Annotated in this window: 10 protein-coding genes; 8 read left to right on the forward strand and 2 right to left on the reverse strand. The window is 72.2% G+C overall.

The annotated features are described in order from the left end of the window. Positions 1 to 3: 3 nt before the first annotated feature. The 3 genes from ACN28F_RS24980 (at position 4) to ACN28F_RS24990 (ending at position 4384) form a co-directional block, all read left to right on the forward strand. Positions 4 to 2664: a valine--tRNA ligase gene (locus ACN28F_RS24980; RefSeq protein ID WP_289210300.1), complete on the forward strand. Its 2661-nt coding sequence runs from the start codon at positions 4 to 6 to the stop codon at positions 2662 to 2664. A 107-nt stretch (positions 2665 to 2771) separates the two neighbouring features. Next, the gene (locus ACN28F_RS24985) at positions 2772 to 4043 is read left to right on the forward strand and encodes a bifunctional folylpolyglutamate synthase/dihydrofolate synthase (RefSeq protein WP_289210879.1); all 1272 of its coding nucleotides are present in this window, start codon (positions 2772 to 2774) and stop codon (positions 4041 to 4043) included. Then, positions 4040 to 4384, forward strand: coding sequence for a DUF4233 domain-containing protein (locus tag ACN28F_RS24990; RefSeq protein ID WP_289210301.1), 345 nt, complete (start codon positions 4040 to 4042; stop codon positions 4382 to 4384). The genes ACN28F_RS24985 and ACN28F_RS24990 overlap by 4 nt, the downstream gene beginning before the upstream one ends. On the opposite strand, the gene ACN28F_RS24995 is transcribed toward ACN28F_RS24990, so the two are convergent. Next, positions 4307 to 5863, reverse strand: coding sequence for a VOC family protein (locus ACN28F_RS24995; protein WP_421359960.1), 1557 nt, complete (start codon positions 5861 to 5863; stop codon positions 4307 to 4309). The two genes, ACN28F_RS24990 and ACN28F_RS24995, sit on opposite strands and share 78 nt — an antisense overlap. Before the next feature lie 282 nt (positions 5864 to 6145). Here ACN28F_RS24995 and ndk point away from each other — a divergent pair, with 282 nt between their 5' ends. The 4 genes from ndk to ACN28F_RS25015 all read left to right on the forward strand — a co-directional run bounded on the left by ndk (position 6146) and on the right by ACN28F_RS25015 (position 12605). Continuing rightward, positions 6146 to 6571, forward strand: coding sequence for a nucleoside-diphosphate kinase (gene ndk / locus ACN28F_RS25000; RefSeq protein ID WP_289210303.1), 426 nt, complete (start codon positions 6146 to 6148; stop codon positions 6569 to 6571). A gap of 156 nt (positions 6572 to 6727) precedes the next feature. Beyond that, the gene (locus ACN28F_RS25005) at positions 6728 to 8311 is read left to right on the forward strand and encodes an alkaline phosphatase D family protein (RefSeq protein ID WP_289210304.1); all 1584 of its coding nucleotides are present in this window, start codon (positions 6728 to 6730) and stop codon (positions 8309 to 8311) included. A gap of 334 nt (positions 8312 to 8645) precedes the next feature. Then, complete coding sequence (ileS, locus tag ACN28F_RS25010; protein WP_421359962.1) at positions 8646 to 11837, forward strand: isoleucine--tRNA ligase; 3192 nt, start codon at positions 8646 to 8648, stop codon at positions 11835 to 11837. 75 nt (positions 11838 to 11912) lie between these two features. Further along, positions 11913 to 12605, forward strand: a complete 693-nt coding sequence (locus ACN28F_RS25015; RefSeq protein ID WP_421359963.1) for a lysophospholipid acyltransferase family protein — start codon at positions 11913 to 11915, stop codon at positions 12603 to 12605. A gap of 14 nt (positions 12606 to 12619) precedes the next feature. Here ACN28F_RS25015 and ACN28F_RS25020 read toward each other — a convergent pair whose 3' ends face one another. Continuing rightward, complete coding sequence (locus ACN28F_RS25020) at positions 12620 to 13912, reverse strand: hypothetical protein (RefSeq protein ID WP_421359965.1); 1293 nt, start codon at positions 13910 to 13912, stop codon at positions 12620 to 12622. 166 nt (positions 13913 to 14078) lie between these two features. On the opposite strand from ACN28F_RS25020, the gene ACN28F_RS25025 reads away from it, so the two are divergent. Further along, positions 14079 to 16082 (forward strand): TIGR03960 family B12-binding radical SAM protein, encoded by a 2004-nt coding sequence (locus ACN28F_RS25025; protein ID WP_421359967.1) that lies wholly within the window; start codon positions 14079 to 14081, stop codon positions 16080 to 16082. Positions 16083 to 16208 lie beyond the last annotated feature (126 nt).

Raw genomic sequence — 16208 nt, forward strand, 5'->3', positions numbered from 1 at the left:
TGGGTGACCGAGAATCCGCAGACCCGCCCCAGCGACGCCTCCGACCTGCCGGCGCAGTACCAGCCCGGTGAGGTGGAACAGCGACGGTACGCGCGGTGGGTAGCCGAGGGCTATTTCACGGCCGACGCGACCAGCGGTAGACCGCCGTTCACGATCGTGCTTCCGCCGCCGAACGTCACCGGTTCGCTGCATGTCGGCCACGCCTTGGACCATTCGATCCAGGACACCCTGACCCGCCGTAAGCGGATGCAGGGTTTCGAGGTGCTCTGGCTGCCCGGCATGGACCACGCCGGGATCGCCACGCAGAACGTCGTCGAGCGTCAACTGGCCGCCGACGGGCTGTCCCGGCACGATCTGGGCCGGGAACGCTTCGTGGAGCGGGTCTGGCAGTGGAAGGCGGAGTCCGGCGGGGCGATCCTCGGGCAGATGCGTCGGCTCGGTGACTCGGTCGACTGGAGCCGTGAGCGGTTCACCATGGACGAGGGCCTGTCCCGTGCGGTGCAGACGATCTTCAAGCGGCTCTACGACGACGGGCTGATCTATCGGGCGGAACGCATCATCAACTGGTGCCCCCGCTGCCTCACCGCGTTGTCCGACATCGAGGTCGAGCACAGCGACGACGAGGGCGAGCTGGTCTCCATCCGGTACGGCGACGGCGACGCGTCGATCGTGGTGGCCACCACCCGGGTCGAGACGATGCTCGGCGACACCGCGGTCGCGGTGCACCCGGACGACGAGCGTTACCGGCATCTGGTCGGCACCGAGGTCGAGCTGCCGTTGACCGGCCGACGGATTCCGATCGTCGCCGACGCGCACGTCGACCCGGCGTTCGGCACCGGCGCGGTGAAGGTCACCCCGGCGCACGACCCGAACGACTTCGAGATCGGCCAGCGTCACCAACTGCCCAGCCTGACGATCCTCGACGAGCGGGGTGTGGTCACGGCGGCGGGGCCGTTCCAGGGTCTGGACCGCTTCGAGGCGCGGCCGGCGATCGTCGCGGCGTTGCGCGCCGACGGGCGCATCGTGGCAGAGAAGCGGCCGTACGTGCACGCGGTGGGGCACTGCTCGCGGTGCCGGACCACGGTCGAGCCGAGGCTGTCGCTGCAGTGGTTCGTCGACACCGGTCCGCTGGCCAAGGCGGCCGGCGACGCGGTGCGTGACGGCCGGACCCGGGTGGAGCCGCCGGAGCTTGCCCGGCGCTATTTCGCCTGGGTCGACAACATGCACGACTGGTGCATCTCCCGCCAGCTGTGGTGGGGCCACCGGATCCCGGTCTGGTACGGCCCGGCCGGCGAGGTCGTCTGTGTCGGCCCGGACGAGCAGCCGCCCACCGGCGAGGGCTGGCGGCAGGACGAGGACGTGCTCGACACCTGGTTCTCCAGCGCGCTGTGGCCGTTCTCCACGCTGGGCTGGCCGGAGCAGACCGACGACCTGCGGACCTTCTACCCGACCAGTGTCCTGGTGACCGGCTACGACATCCTCTTCTTCTGGGTGGCCCGGATGATGATGTTCGGGCTGTACGCGATGGACGGCCGTCAGCCGTTCGACGTGGTCGCGTTGCACGGCATGGTCCGGGACCAGTACGGCAAGAAGATGTCGAAGTCGTACGGCAACGTGGTCGACCCGCTGGACTGGATCGAGCGCTTCGGCGCCGACGCCACCCGGTTCACCCTGGTCCGGGGCGCGAACCCGGGCGCCGACGTGCCGGTCAGCGAGGAGTGGTGCCAGGGTTCCCGGAACTTCTGCAACAAGCTGTGGAACGCCACCAGGTTCGCGCTGCTCAACGGCGCGCATCTGACCGGGCAGCTGCCGGCCGCAGCCGACCTGGGGATGACCGACCGGTGGATCCTGTCCCGGTTGCAGCAGGTGGTCACCCAGGTCGACGAGCAGTTCGAGGCGTACGAGTTGGCGAAGGTCTGCGACACGCTGTACCACTTCGCGTGGGACGACGTCTGCGACTGGTACCTCGAGTTGAGCAAGCCGGTGCTGGCGGCGGGTGGCGAGGCCGCCGAGCGGACCCGCCGCGTCCTGGGCCACGTGCTGGACCAGCTGCTGCGGCTGCTCCACCCGGTCATTCCGTTCGTGACCGACGAACTGTGGCTGGCGTTGTCGCGGGCCGGCGCGGACCAGGCCGGCAGCGTGATGGTCGCCAGCTGGCCGGTCGCTGACCGGTCCTGGCACGACCCGGCGGCCGAGGCAGAGCTGGCTGCGGTGCAACGGGTGGTGACCGAGGTGCGCCGGTTCCGCTCCGACCAGGGGCTGCGGCCGACCCAGCGGGTCAGCGCCCGGCTGACCGGTCTGGCCGACGCCGGCGTCGGTGGGCACGAGCCGCTGATCCGGTCGTTGACCCGGTTGGACACCCCGGCGGCGGACTTCTCGGCGACCGCGAAGCTGGCTGTCACCGCACAGATCACCGTCGAGTTCGACACCCGGGGGGCGATCGACGTGGCCGCCGAACGGGCCCGGCTGGAGAAGGACCGTGCCGCCGCCGAGCGTGAGGCCCAGCAGTGCCGGGGCAAGCTGGGCAACAGCGCGTTCGTGGACAAGGCACCGGCCCCGGTGGTGGAGAAGATCCGGGCCCGGTTGGCGGTGGCCGAGGCGGAGCTGGCCCGGATCGCGGGCGCGCTCGCGGCGCTGCCGGCCGGTGACGGCGGGCAGTCGTGACGGCGCGGCGACCGGAGCGCTCCGGCGACGGTGCGGCCCGCCCGGGGCGTACGGGCAGCGAGTTCGCGGCCGTCGAGCAGGCCCTCGACGGCCGGGGGTTCACCCGGATGGTGTTCGACCTGGACCGGATCGGGCAGTTGCTGGACCTGCTGGGCAGCCCGCAGCGGGCGTACCCGTCGATCCACCTGACCGGGACCAACGGCAAGACCTCGACCGCCCGGATGATCGATTCGCTGCTGCGGGCGTTCGGGCTGCACACCGGCCGGTACACCAGCCCGCACCTGGAGACGGTGCGGGAGCGGATCAGCCTGGACGGTGAGCCGGTCAGCGAGGAGCGGTTCGCCGCCGTGTACCGGGAGGTCGCCCCGCTGGCCGAGCTGGTCGACAAGCAGGCGGCGGAGCCGTTGACCTACTTCGACATGACGACCGCGGTGGCGTTCGCGACGTTCGCCGACGCCCCGGTCGACGTCGCCGTCGTCGAGGTCGGTCTCGGCGGTGCCGAGGACGCCACCAACGTGCTCTCCGCCGGCGTCTGCGTGATCACCCCGATCGGACTGGACCACACCGAGTGGCTCGGCGACACCGTGACCGACATCGCGTTGGCGAAGTCCGGCATCGTGCACGCCGGGGCGACGGTGGTGACGGCGGTGCAGCCGGCGGAGGCGGCGGAGCCGATCCTGCAGCGGTGCGCCGAGGTGGGGGCCACCATCGCCCGGGAAGGTGGCGAGTTCGGCGTCGCGCAGCGGGCGGTCGCCGTCGGCGGGCAGATGCTGTCACTGCAGGGGCTCGGTGGCCGCTACGACGAGATCTTCCTGCCGCTGCACGGTGCCCACCAGGCCCAGAACGCGGCGCTGGCGTTGGCGGCCGTCGAGGCGTTCCTCGGTGCCGGTCCGGGCCGGATGCTCGACACGGAGCCGGTCCGGCAGGGTTTCGCGGCGGTGTCGTCGCCGGGGCGGCTGGAACGGGTCCGCAGTGCGCCGACGATCCTGCTCGACGGGGCGCACAACCCGCACGGAATGGCGGCGACGGTCACCGCCCTGCAGGAGGAGTTCGCGTTCCGGCGGCTTGTCGTGGTGCTCGCCGTGCTCGCCGACAAGGACGCCGAGGCCCTGCTCGACCTGCTGGAGCCGGTCGCCGACGCGGTGGTGGTGACCGGTAACTCGTCACCGAGGGCGATGCCGGTGGGGCAGTTGGCCGGGCTCGCCGTGGAGGCGTTCGGGGTGGACCGGGTGCGGGTGGCGGCGGACATGCCCGACGCGATCGAGGCGGCGGTGGTGCTCGCCGAGGAGGATGTCGACGGTGAGCTCAGCGGGGTCGGCGTACTGATCACCGGCTCGGTGGTGACCGTCGCCGACGCCCGCCGGCTGCTGACCCGATGACGCGCCGGTCCGGGCTGCGCAACCCGGCGGCGGCCGCCCGGGGGCTGGGGGCGGCGACCCTCGGGCTGGAGGCGCTGGTCCTGGTGCTCGCGATCCAACCGATCCGGATGCTGGGCGACGGTGTCGGCGTGGCGGCGATGTCGGTCAGCGCGGCCCTGGCGGTGGCGGCGGTCGTCGTCGCCGGCCTGCTGCGGTACGGGTGGGCCTGGCATGCCGGGACCGTGCTGCAGGCGGCGGTGCTGCTGGCCGGCCTGCTGCACTGGTCACTGCTGGGAGTGGGCCTGGTGTTCGCCGCCGTCTGGGCGTACGTCTGGCACGTCCGTCGGGTCATCCTCAGCTGACCCGCGCTGGCGTTCCCGCCATTCGATGATGGCGATGCCGTGGCCGTCCGGGTCACGGAACGCGGCGGCCCACAGCTCCAGCCGGGCACCACGGTTGACCGCACGTGGTGCGTAGGTGAACCGCACGCCTTTGGACTTGAGCTCGTCGTGGACCCGCTGCAGGTCGTCGACTTCGAGGTTGAGGTGCATGAGTCGGCGGTTGACCGGGGCGACCTCGGGGATCGACCGCAGCACGAGTCGGGTCTGCCCGGAGGCGAGCACCGCGTTGCCGTCGCCGCCGTCGATCTCGAAGAAGCCGAGCATGTCGCGGTAGAAGGCGACCGAGCGGTCGAGGTCGGCGACGAGCAGGGTGAGTCCGACGCCGTGGATCGGACCGGGGTCGTCGTCGGGGTCTGCCGGCGTGTCGGGCCCGTCGACGTCGATGTCGATGTCGACAGGGGGCGACGGGTCGCCGGTCAGGTCCGCGCCGGCCGGCGGATCGGCCAGGGCGGTGCCGGTGGCGGCCGTGCCGACGGTGGTTTCCGGCCGGGTGTCGGCGCGTGCCGGGTCGGTGGCCGCGGTGGTGCCGCTGCCCGCCGTCGGTGTCTGCTCCGGGCCGGCCGTGCCGTGCGGGGTGGGCCGGGGGCGTCGGGGCAGCGGCACCGGTGGTGGGTCGACCAGGGTGCCTTCCAGGACGATCGGGCCGCCGGGTGTCTGGCTCACCACGACGGTGTCACCGGGGCGGTCGTCTGCGGACCGGGGGGTGGGTGCCTCGATGTCCGGGTCGAAGTCGGGTCGGGTGAAGTCCGGGCGCGGGTTCTCCGCCGGGTCCCGCCTGCTCTCGGGCGGCCTGCGGTCGTCGGCGTCCCCGCGCGGTGCCTCGGCGACGGGTAGGTCGTCGGAGTCGGCGAAACGGTCATCGTCGTCGTCGTGACCTGGCCGGGCCCAGGGCGGCTGGTCGTCGCCGTCGAGCAGGTCGTCGTCGGTCACCAGGTCGTCGCCGGCGAGGTCGAACTCGGGCTCGTCGAACTCCGGCGGCAGCTCGGTGGGTTGGGCGGCGGCCTCCGCGTGGGTGAGGACGTCGTCCCACATGATCCGTACGTGCCGTTGGTCGTCGATCGCCACCATGATCGGCAAGGTGGCGCCGGGGTCGGGCCACTTGGCCACCGGTACCCGTGGATCGCGGATCTTGACCGAACGCGGCGGCACCCCGGGGGCGTCGACCAGGATCTGCAGCTCGCAGCGGCCGTAGGTGGACGACGCCGGTGGTTCGGAGACGCTGCGGACGTGGGCGATCCCGGCGACCCAGGCCCGTTCCGCGCCCGGGAAGGCGGTGATCAGCACCAGGCTGATGGCGAGCACCAGCAGCGCCACGCCGAGCGCGGCGATCGCCCAGCTCGTCATGCCGGCGCCGAACAGGATGATGAACGTGGCGAGGGTGCCGAGCACCGCCGCGACGAGTTTGCGGGCGGTGGAAACCGGTCGACGGCCGTTCGCCACAGTAGACCTCCCTGCGTTATGGCCAGGCTAGGCCGGGCACGGCGCGGATGGAAGAGTCTCCATCATGCCGCGCCGTCCGTCGACCCGCCCGATCCGCCTGCGTCGTGGCGCGCCGTCAGCGGCGTACCGCCGGTGTCGGCCGTGCCGCAGGGCCCCGGGTCGGCGGCATTGTGGGCAAGCCGGTCGGGGCGTACCCGCCACCCACTAGGCTGACAGCGCCAGGTCCCGTACCGGGCGGCGTCGCCGTGGCCCGCCGTCGCGGTCCGTTGAGGAGGAGTCAGCGTGTCCAGCCCCACCGAGGTGCAACGTACCCTTGTCCTGATCAAGCCGGACGCGGTCCGCCGTGGCCTGGTCGGTGAGATCCTCGGCCGGTTCGAGCGCAAGGGTCTGCGGGTGGTGACCCTGACGCTGCGGGAAATGGACGCGGAGCTGGCGGACGCCCACTACGCCGACCATGTGGACAAGCCGTTCTACCCGCCGCTGAAGGAGTTCATGACCGGGGGTCCGCTGGTCGCGCTGGTGCTCGCCGGGGACCAGGCGATCGACGTCGTCCGGGGGCTCATCGGGTCGACCGACGGCCGGAAGGCGGCGGCCGGCACGATCCGTGGTGACCTGGCGCTGTCCAACCGGGAGAACCTGGTGCACGCCTCGGACTCTCCGGAGAGCGCGGCCCGGGAGATCAAACTCTGGTTCGCCGACCTGGCCTGACTGGTCGCGGCCGGGTCGGGCGGGTCCGACGACGCCTGACCGGTCGGGTCGGGCGTTCGTGTCGGCGTCGCCCGGCGGTCACCTCATCCGGTGGCTGCCGTTGTGTTCCATCGATAGACCTCAGGGGCCACATCAGTTCGCCCAGGAGGAGCTTCGATGGATTTCGTTGATCGCCGTACCGCGCTGCGGGCCGGCCTGGCCGCCGGCGCCGGACTCGCCGGCGGCGCGCTGCTCGGCGGGCCCGGCGCGGCCGCCGGTGCCGGCCGACCGGGCGCCCCGGCCTGGCGGCCCAGTGGCCGACCGGTGCTGACCCACGGCGTGCAGAGCGGCCTCGTCGGCCCCGGCCGGGCGGTCGTCTGGACCCGGGCGGACCGGCCGGGCCGGCTCGTCGTGGAGATCGGCCGCCGACCCGACCTGCGCGACGCCCGGCTGGTGCCCGGCCCGGTGCTGGACGCCGGTCGGGACTTCACCGGCAAACTGCGGCTGCGCGGGCTGCCGGCGGGCGAGCGACTGCACTACCGGGTGCGGGTCACGAGTCTGGACCGGCCCGGACTGGCCAGCGAACCACTGACCGGCTCGCTGGTGACCGGCCCACCTGCCCGGCCGGGCCGGCGTCACTGCGCCGATGTGCGGTTCGTGTGGACCGGTGACATCGCCGGCCAGGGCTGGGGGATCAGCGACGAGTTCGGCGGCATGCGGATCTTCGAGGCGATGCGCCGCCGCGCGCCGGACTTCTTCCTGTGCAGCGGCGACACCGTGTACGCCGACAACCCGCTCGCCGAGTCGGTGACCCTGCCCGACGGGCGGGTGTGGCGCAACCTGGTCACCCCGGAGAAGACCAAGGTCGCCGAGACGCTCACCGAGTTCCGCGGCCAGTTCGCGTACAACCTGCTGGACCGGCATCTGCGGGCGTTCGCCGCGCAGGTGCCGCAGCTCAACCAGTGGGACGACCACGAGGTCACCAACAACTGGTACCCGGGGGAGGTCCTCACCGACGACCGGTACACCGAGACCCGGGTCGACGTGCTCGCCGCCCGCGCCGCACAGGCGTTCCACGAGTGGCTGCCCACCCCGGGCGACGGTCCGCTGTACCGGGTGGTGCCGCACGGGCCGCTGCTGGACGTGTTCCTGCTGGACATGCGTACCTACAAGGACCCCAACGACGGCAACACGTACGCCGACCCGCGCCGTGGGCTGCTCGGCGCGCAGCAGCGGGCCTGGCTGGTCCGGGAACTGAAGCGGTCCACCGCGACCTGGAAGGTCATCGCCAACGATCTGCCGCTGGGGCTGATCGTGCCGGACGGCGCCGCCCAGGAAGGGATCGCGCAGGGCGACGACGGCGCGCCGGCCGGAAGGGAACTGGAGTTCGCCGAGATCCTCGGCGCGGCACACCGGGCCGGGGTCACCGGCATCGTGTTCCTCACCGCCGACGTGCACTACACGGCCGCGCACCACTACGACCCGGCGCGGGCCGCGGTCGGCGACTTCACCCCGTTCTGGGAGTTCGTCTCCGGGCCGGCGCACGCCGGTGGGTTCGGGCCCAACGCGCTGGACGGCACCTTCGGCCCGCAGGCGGTGTTCGTGCACGCCCCGCCGCGCGCCAACACCTCCCCGGCGGAGGGCTTCCAACACTTCGGTGAGGTGCACATCGACGGGGCGTCGCGGGCGCTGACCGTGCACCTGCGTGACCGCGACGGCGACTCGCTCTGGTCGACCACCCTGCCGGCGGCCGAGCGCTGACCCGTGCCCCCGCCACGGGGGGCGGGGGCACGGAGGGCGGGGGCGGCGGAAACGGCTGGCGCGGTCCGCTACGCTTGGTGTCACCAGGCGACGACCCGGCCATCACCGGCGAGCCCCCGGAAGAACCGGCCGTCGACCCGACGGCCGCAGTAGAACCGGGCGGGTCCGGCCCGTCACAGCCGGCCGACGAGCGGGCGGTCGATCACTCGACCGTCAAGCGAGGTGGTACCGCGGCCCATCGTGGGCGGCACCCGGCCGGCGGCCGGTTGCCTTCCCGGCGGGTTCGTCCTCGCAGACCACGACGACAGTGAGCTGCGCGAGGAGAACGACCACCATGGCGTACCCGATGACCGGCCCCGTCACCGGGGCGTCCGACGGCAGCGGCGGCCCGGCCGCGACCGGCGTGCCGGCCAGCCCGGACCTGCCGGCGGTGGAGCGCCGGGTCCTGGAGTACTGGGCGGCGGACAAGACCTTCGAGGCCAGCGTCGACCAGCGCGACCCCGGCCCGGACGGCGCCAACGAGTACGTCTTCTACGACGGCCCGCCGTTCGCCAACGGGCTGCCGCACTACGGCCACCTGTTCACCGGCTACGTCAAGGACGTGGTGCCGCGCTACCAGACGATGCGGGGCCGGCGGGTCGAACGACGGTTCGGATGGGACTGTCACGGGCTGCCCGCCGAGGTCGAAGCCGAACGCCAGCTCGGTATCTCCACCAAGGCGGAGATCGTCGAGCTGGGCATGGAGCGCTTCAACGAGGTGTGCCGCAGCTCGGTGCTGACCTACACCCAGGACTGGGAGCGTTACGTCACCCGCCAGGCCCGCTGGGTCGACTTCGCCAACGACTACAAGACGCTCGACCTGGACTACATGGAGAGCGTCATGTGGGCCTTCAAGGCCCTGCACGACAAGGGCCTGATCTACGAGGGCTTCCGGGTGCTGGCGTACTGCTGGCGGTGCGAGACGCCGCTGAGCAACACCGAGACCCGGATGGACGACGTCTACCGCGACCGCCAGGATCCGAGCGTCACCGTCTGGTTCGAGCTGGCCCCGGCGCAGCCCGGCGGGCCGACGGAGCGGATCGGGGTGTGGACCACCACGCCGTGGACGCTGCCGTCGAACCTGGCCCTCGCCGTCGGCCCGGACATCGAGTACGCGGTGCTGCAGCGCGACGGGCAGCGTCACCTGCTCGGGGCGGCGCGGGTCGAGGCGTACGCCAAGGAGCTGGAGGGGTTCGAGCGGGTCGGCACGGTACGCGGCGCCGACCTGGTCGGCCGCCGTTACACCCCGCTGTTCGACTTCCTGGTCGACCGGGCCGGCCCGAACGCCTACCAGGTGCTCGGCGCGGACTTCGTCACCACCGAGGACGGTACCGGGGTGGTGCACATGGCCCCGGCGTTCGGCGAGGACGACCAGAACGCCTGCACCGCCGCCGGCATCCCGACGATCGTCACCGTCGACGACCACACCCGGTTCACCGCACTGGTCCCGCCGTACGCCGGCGAGCAGGTGTTCGACACCAACAAGCCGATCATCCGCGAGCTGCGGGAGCGGGGTGTGCTGGTGCGCCACGACACCTACACCCACTCGTACCCGCACTGCTGGCGCTGTGACACGCCGCTGGTCTACAAGGCGGTGTCGTCGTGGTTCGTGGCCGTGTCCAGCTTCCGGGACCGGATGGTGGAGCTGAACCAGCAGATCGAGTGGTCGCCGGCGCACGTCAAGGACGGCTCGTTCGGCAAGTGGCTGGCCGGTGCCCGGGACTGGTCGATCAGCCGTAACCGGTTCTGGGGCTCACCGATCCCGGTGTGGCGGTCCGATGACCCGGCCTACCCGAGGGTCGACGTGTACGGCTCGCTGGAGGAGCTGGAGCGTGACTTCGGGGTGCGCCCGGCCGACCTGCACCGGCCCACCATCGACGAGCTGACCCGGCCCAACCCGGACGACCCGACCGGCCGGTCGACGATGCGCCGGGTGCCGGAGGTGCTGGACTGCTGGTTCGAGTCCGGGTCGATGCCGTTCGCCCAGGTGCACTACCCGTTCGAGAACCGGGACTGGTTCGAGCACCACTACCCGGGGGACTTCATCGTCGAGTACATCGGGCAGACCCGGGGCTGGTTCTACACCATGCACGTGCTGGCGACGGCGCTGTTCGACCGGCCGGCGTTCCGTACCTGCGTCAGCCACGGCATCCTGCTCGGCGCCGACGGGCGCAAGATGAGCAAGAGCCTGCGCAACTACCCGGACGTGTACGAGGTGTTCGACACCTACGGCTCGGACGCGATGCGCTGGATGCTGATGTCCTCGCCGGTGCTGCGTGGCGGTGACATGGCGGTGGTGGAGAGCGGCGTGCGCGACGCGGTCCGGCAGGTGCTGCTGCCGCTGTGGAACGTCTGGTACTTCTTCGCGTTGTACGCCAACGCGGAGGACCACACCGCGACCCGGCGGACCGACAGCACCCACCTGCTCGACCGGTACGTGCTGGCCAAGACCGGTGAACTGGTCGACGAGGTCACCCGGCAGATGGACGGCTACGACATCGCCGGCGCCTGCGCCAGTGTGCGGACCTACCTGGACGCGTTGACCAACTGGTACGTACGCCGGTCCCGGGACCGGTTCTGGTCCGGCGACGCCGACGCCTTCGACACGCTCTACACGGTGCTGGAGACCCTGGCCCGGGTGGTGGCGCCGCTGGCGCCGCTGACCAGCGAGGAGATCTGGCGTGGGCTGACCGGGCAACGGTCGGTGCACCTGACCGACTGGCCGACGGCGGCCGAGTTCCCCGCCGACCACGACCTGGTGGCAGCGATGGACGCGGTCCGCGAGGTCTGCTCGGCCGGCCTGTCGCTGCGCAAGGCCCGTGGCCTGCGGGTGCGGCTGCCGTTGCCGGCGTTGACCGTGGCCACCTCGGCGGCGGACCGGCTGCGGCCGTTCGCCGACCTGGTCGCCGACGAGGTCAACGTCAAGGCGGTCGAGTTCACCGACGACGTGCAGACGTACTGCCAGCAGGTGTTGACCGTGGTGCCCCGGGTGCTCGGGCCCCGGGTGGGTGGCCAGGTCCAGACGGTGATCAGGGCGGTGAAGGCCGGTGACTGGGAGCTGGGCGACGACGGTGCGCCGCTCGCCGCCGGGGTCCGGCTGGCCGAGGGGGAGTACGAGCTGAAGCTGGTCGCCGCCGACCCGGACAGTTCGGCGCCGCTGCCCGCCGGGCAGGGGGTGGTGGTGCTGGACACCACGGTCACCCCGGAGTTGGCGGCCGAAGGCCTGGCCCGGGACCTGGTCCGGGTGATCCAGCAGGCCCGGCGCGACGCCGACCTGCGGATCACCGACCGGATCCGGGTCACGGTCGCGGCCAGCGACGGCGTCGCCGAGGCGGTCCGGGCGTACCGCGACTTCGTCACCGGTGAGGTGCTCGCCGACGAGGTCACGGTCGTTGCGGTGGCTGCCGAGGGTGCCGCGTCGGCGGTGGGGTTCGCCGGCGAGGTCGGCGACGGCGAGCCGGTGTCGGTGCGGGTCGAGCGGGTCTGACCGGGCGGGGGGTGACCCCGTCCGCTACCGTGTCTGTCCGACCCACCCCACGCCTGTCCCGTCGCCGGAGGATCCGTGCCGCCGCTGTATTCGATCGGCAAGCTCACTGTCGGACCCGCGCTGCTGCTGGGCTGGCGGCCCAAGGTGGAAGGCTGGGAGAACGTCCCGAAGACCGGTGGGGTGATCCTGGCCGCCAACCACCTGTCCGTCGCCGACGAGTACTTCCTCGGGGCGGTGCTGCCCCGGCACGTGGCGTTCTGGGCGAAGGCCGAGTACTTCGACGGCACCGGGGTGCGGGGGCTGTTGACCAAGGGTCTGGTGACCGGCCTGGGGGCGATCCGGGTGGAGCGTGGCGGCGGCCGGGCGGCGTTGAGCGCGTTCGACGGTGCGATTCCGTTGCTGCGGGCCGGCCGGCAGGTGGCGGTCTTCCCGGAGGGGACCCGCTCACCCGACGGCCGGCTCTACCGGGGCCGCACCGGGGTGGCCCGGCTGGCCCTGGCCGCCGGGGTGCCGGTGGTGCCGGTCGGGATTTCCGGCACCGACGAGATTCAGCCGATCGGGCGGCTCTGGCCGAAGCTCAAGCCGGGCCGGATCACCTTCCGGTTCGGTAAGCCGCTGGACTTCACCGGCCGGGGCGACGACCGGTCCGAGATGCGCCGGATCACCGACGAGGTGATGAGCGAGATCCAGCGGCTCACCGGCCAGGAGTACGTACCCCGTTATGCACCGCCACGGGCCGCTCCCGGCGGTGCGGCGGCGGCCGAATGACCACCGCCGGCTGATCACTGCCGGCTGATCGCGTCGCCGCGCAGCCGGTAGGTCAGTTCGGCGCTCTCCTCGACGGAGCGGCGGGTGAACAGTGCCGTGCCGAGGCTGCCGTGGTCCGTCCACACACAGACCACCACGTCGGTGCCGTCGGCCTGCCCGGTGCCGCAGTTGAGATGGCTGCCCCGGTCGTCGGTGTCGAACGCGGTGACCGTGTCCAGCTGGTACTCGTCGGCGATCCGGCCGAGCTCGTCGTCGAGGTCACTGCCCGGCGTCATCCGGAACCCGGTGATGCCGTAGAGCACCACCTGTTTTCCGTTGCCGTCCCGGTAGACCCCGGCGAAGGTCTCCTCGGCCAGCAGGTGGGTGCTGCGCATCTCGCCTTCCAGCCGGGCCACCGTCTCCTGGCTGTTGCCGTCGTCGCTCAGCCGCAGGTCGGCGAACTGCCCGGGCAGAGCGGGACTGGCCGGATACTGGTCCCACAGCGGTTTGCCGTAGTAGGCGGGGCAGCCGCAGCAGCAGGCCACCGTCAGCAGCGTCAACAGTGACATCGTCGTCGGCCAGCGGCGCCGGCGCCGGGGCCGACGGGCGGCCGGTGGCGGACCCTTCGGTGCCGGAGGCGGAGGCGGGGCTGGTGGAGCCGGCCGGGCGGCCGGGGCCGGGCGCGGCGCGCGACGTGCCGGTTGCCCGTGCGGCGGCATGGTGAAGGGCGCAGGGGCTGCCACCTGCGGTGGCGGCGGTGGTGCCTGGTGGACCTGCGGCGGTGGTGCCTGCGGCGGGCGGGGCTGCTGCTGCTCGGCCTGCGGTTGGCTCGGCGGCTGCGGGTGGGCCGGCGGCGGGTAGCCGGGGTGGTCGGTCGCGGCCCAGTCGTCGTGCGTACCGCCGGGATGGGCGACCGGCCACGGGTCGGCGCCGGCCCACGGGTCCACCGGCGTCCGGGTCTCCGGGTCGTCGGACGGCAGGTCGCCCGCCGGCAGGAGCAGCGTGGGATCCCGAGGCGGTGGCGGGCCGGCCGGGCCCTGGTCGCGCTGCCACCAGCGCTGCTTCGGCCGGGGCGGCGGGACCTGCGCCGCGCCGCGCCACGGCGCGGGCGACGTCGGCGGTTCGTCGCCCGGGGCGCGGTCGACAGCGGTCCGATCGACGGCGGTGCGGTCGTCGAAGGTGGTCCGATCGTCGTTCGGACGATCGATGGTGCCGTCGCCGGTGGTGCCGTCGGCGCGGACGCTGTCGGGCAACGGCGCGGTCGGTGGACTGCCGACCTCGGGCGTCTGGTCCGTACGGGGATCCTCGTCCGGTTGCGGCGGCCGCATCGCAGTTGCATCTCCTCTCGGACCCGTCCGAGGTTAGTACCGCGTGGCGAACAGCGTCACCGGCGTACCGCCGGACCCGGCCCTGCGGTTGCCCCGCCGGTGCCGTCGTGGGTACGCGTACCCTGGGTGGTTGATCCGGCGTCCGGTGCGGTTTGGAGGAGGTTTGATGGGTGTCACGGCGGTTCCCGCCCCGACGGCGACCACGGGTGCGGCCCCGACGCCTGCCCGGTCGGTCTGGCCCCGGTTGGAGCCGTTGCTGCCTCAGGTCAGCAAGCCGATCCAGTACGTCGGCGGCGAACTGGGCGCGGTGACCAAGGACTGGGACGCCGCGGTGGTGCGCTGGGCGCTGATGTACCCCGACGCCTACGAGGTGGGCCTGCCCAACCAGGGTGTGCAGATCCTCTACGAGGTGCTCAACGAGCAGCCGGACGTGTTGGCCGAGCGGACGTACGCGGTCTGGCCGGACCTGGAACGGCTGATGCGTGAGCACGGGGTGCCGCAGTTCACCGTCGACGCGCACCGGCCGGTCGTCGACTTCGACGTGTTCGGCGTCTCCTTCGCCACCGAGTTGGGCTACACGAACCTGCTGACCGCGATCGACCTGGCCGGCATCCCGCTGCTGGCCGCCGACCGAGACGACGCGCACCCGGTGGTGCTGGCCGGCGGACACGCGGCGTTCAACCCGGAGCCGATCGCCGACTTCATCGACGCGGCGGCGCTCGGCGACGGCGAGGAAGCCGTCCTGGAGATCACCGCGATCGTCCGGCAGTGGAAGGCCGACGGGTCGCCCGGCGGGCGCGACGAACTGCTGCTGCGGCTGGCCCGGACCGAGAGCGTCTACGTGCCGCGCTTCTACGACGTGGACTACCTGCCGGACGGGCGGATCCAGCGGGTCGTGCCGAACCGGGCGGACGTGCCGTTCCGGGTGCACAAGCGCACCACGATGGACCTTGACGCGTGGCCGTACCCGAAGAAGCCGATCGTGCCGCTGGCCGAGACGGTCCACGAACGCTACGCGGTGGAGATCTTCCGCGGCTGTACGCGCGGCTGCCGGTTCTGCCAGGCCGGCATGATCACCCGTCCGGTGCGGGAACGCTCGATCACCACGGTCGGCCAGATGGTCGCCGACGGGCTGGCGTACTCCGGTTTCCACGAGGTCGGCCTGCTCTCGCTCTCCTCGGCCGACCACTCGGAGATCGGCGACATGTGCTCCGGTCTGGCCGAGCAGTACGCCGGCACGAACGTGTCGCTGTCGCTGCCGTCGACCCGGGTCGACGCGTTCAACATCGACCTGGCCCAGGAGCTGTCCCGCAACGGCCGCCGCACCGGGCTCACCTTCGCGCCGGAGGGCGGCTCGGAGCGGATCCGGCGGGTCATCAACAAGATGGTCTCCGAGGAGGACCTGATCCGTACGGTGGTGACCGCGTACACCAACGGCTGGCGTCAGGTGAAGCTGTACTTCATGTGCGGGCTGCCCACCGAGACCGACGAGGACGTGCTGCAGATCGCCCGGCTCGCCCACGAGGTGATCAAGGCTGGACGGGCGGCGACCGGGTCGAAGGACATCCGCTGCACCGTGTCGATCGGCGGGTTCGTGCCCAAACCGCACACCCCGTTCCAGTGGGCGTCGATGCAGCCACCGGAGGTCATCGACAACCGGCTTCGTCTGCTCAAGCAGGCGATCAACGCCGACCGCTCGCTCGGCCGGGCGATCGGTCTGCGTTACCACGACGGCGAACCGTCGCTGATCGAGGGCCTGCTGTCGCGGGGCGACCGGCGGGTCGGTGCGGTGATCCGCCGGGTCTGGGAGTCCGGCGGCCGGTTTGACGGCTGGAGCGAGCACTTCTCGTACCAGCGGTGGGTCGACGCGGCCGCCGAGACGCTGCCGGCGTACGGGGTCGACCTCGACTGGTACACGGTCCGGGAGCGGGACGCCACCGAGGTGCTGGCCTGGGACCACCTGGACTCCGGGCTGGACAAGGACTGGCTCTGGCAGGACTGGCAGGACGCGACGAGCGAGTACGAGCAGGACGACTGCCGGTGGACACCCTGTTTCGACTGCGGGGTGTGCCCGTCGATGGACACCGAGATCCAGATCGGCCCGACCGGGCAGAAACTGCTGCCCCTGACGCCGGTGAACACCGGTCTGCGGGCTCCGGCGGCGGGCTGACTGGCGGACCTCGCCCGGCTGGGCGAGGATGACGGACATCCCTTGTCCCTTTCCGAGGAGCGTCACAATCAGCAGGAAGCCACAGCCGGAGGGCGGTCAGGCACCGGTCGTCCAGCGGATCCGGAT

It is taken from the genome of Solwaraspora sp. WMMA2101 (genome assembly GCF_049179175.1).
Classification (GTDB): domain Bacteria; phylum Actinomycetota; class Actinomycetes; order Mycobacteriales; family Micromonosporaceae; genus Micromonospora_E.

Bases quoted from the DNA above. Each gene is read 5' to 3' on its own strand.
- ACN28F_RS24985 (WP_289210879.1), top strand. From the start codon at position 2,772: ATGGTGTTCGACCTGGACCGGATCGGGCAGTTGCTGGACCTGCTGGGC.
- ACN28F_RS24990 (WP_289210301.1), top strand. From the start codon at position 4,040: ATGACGCGCCGGTCCGGGCTGCGCAACCCGGCGGCGGCCGCCCGGGGG.
- ACN28F_RS25005 (WP_289210304.1), top strand. From the start codon at position 6,728: ATGGATTTCGTTGATCGCCGTACCGCGCTGCGGGCCGGCCTGGCCGCC.
- ileS (WP_421359962.1), top strand. From the start codon at position 8,646: ATGGCGTACCCGATGACCGGCCCCGTCACCGGGGCGTCCGACGGCAGC.
- ACN28F_RS25020 (WP_421359965.1), bottom strand. From the start codon at position 13,912: ATGCGGCCGCCGCAACCGGACGAGGATCCCCGTACGGACCAGACGCCC.
- ACN28F_RS25025 (WP_421359967.1), top strand. From the start codon at position 14,079: ATGGGTGTCACGGCGGTTCCCGCCCCGACGGCGACCACGGGTGCGGCC.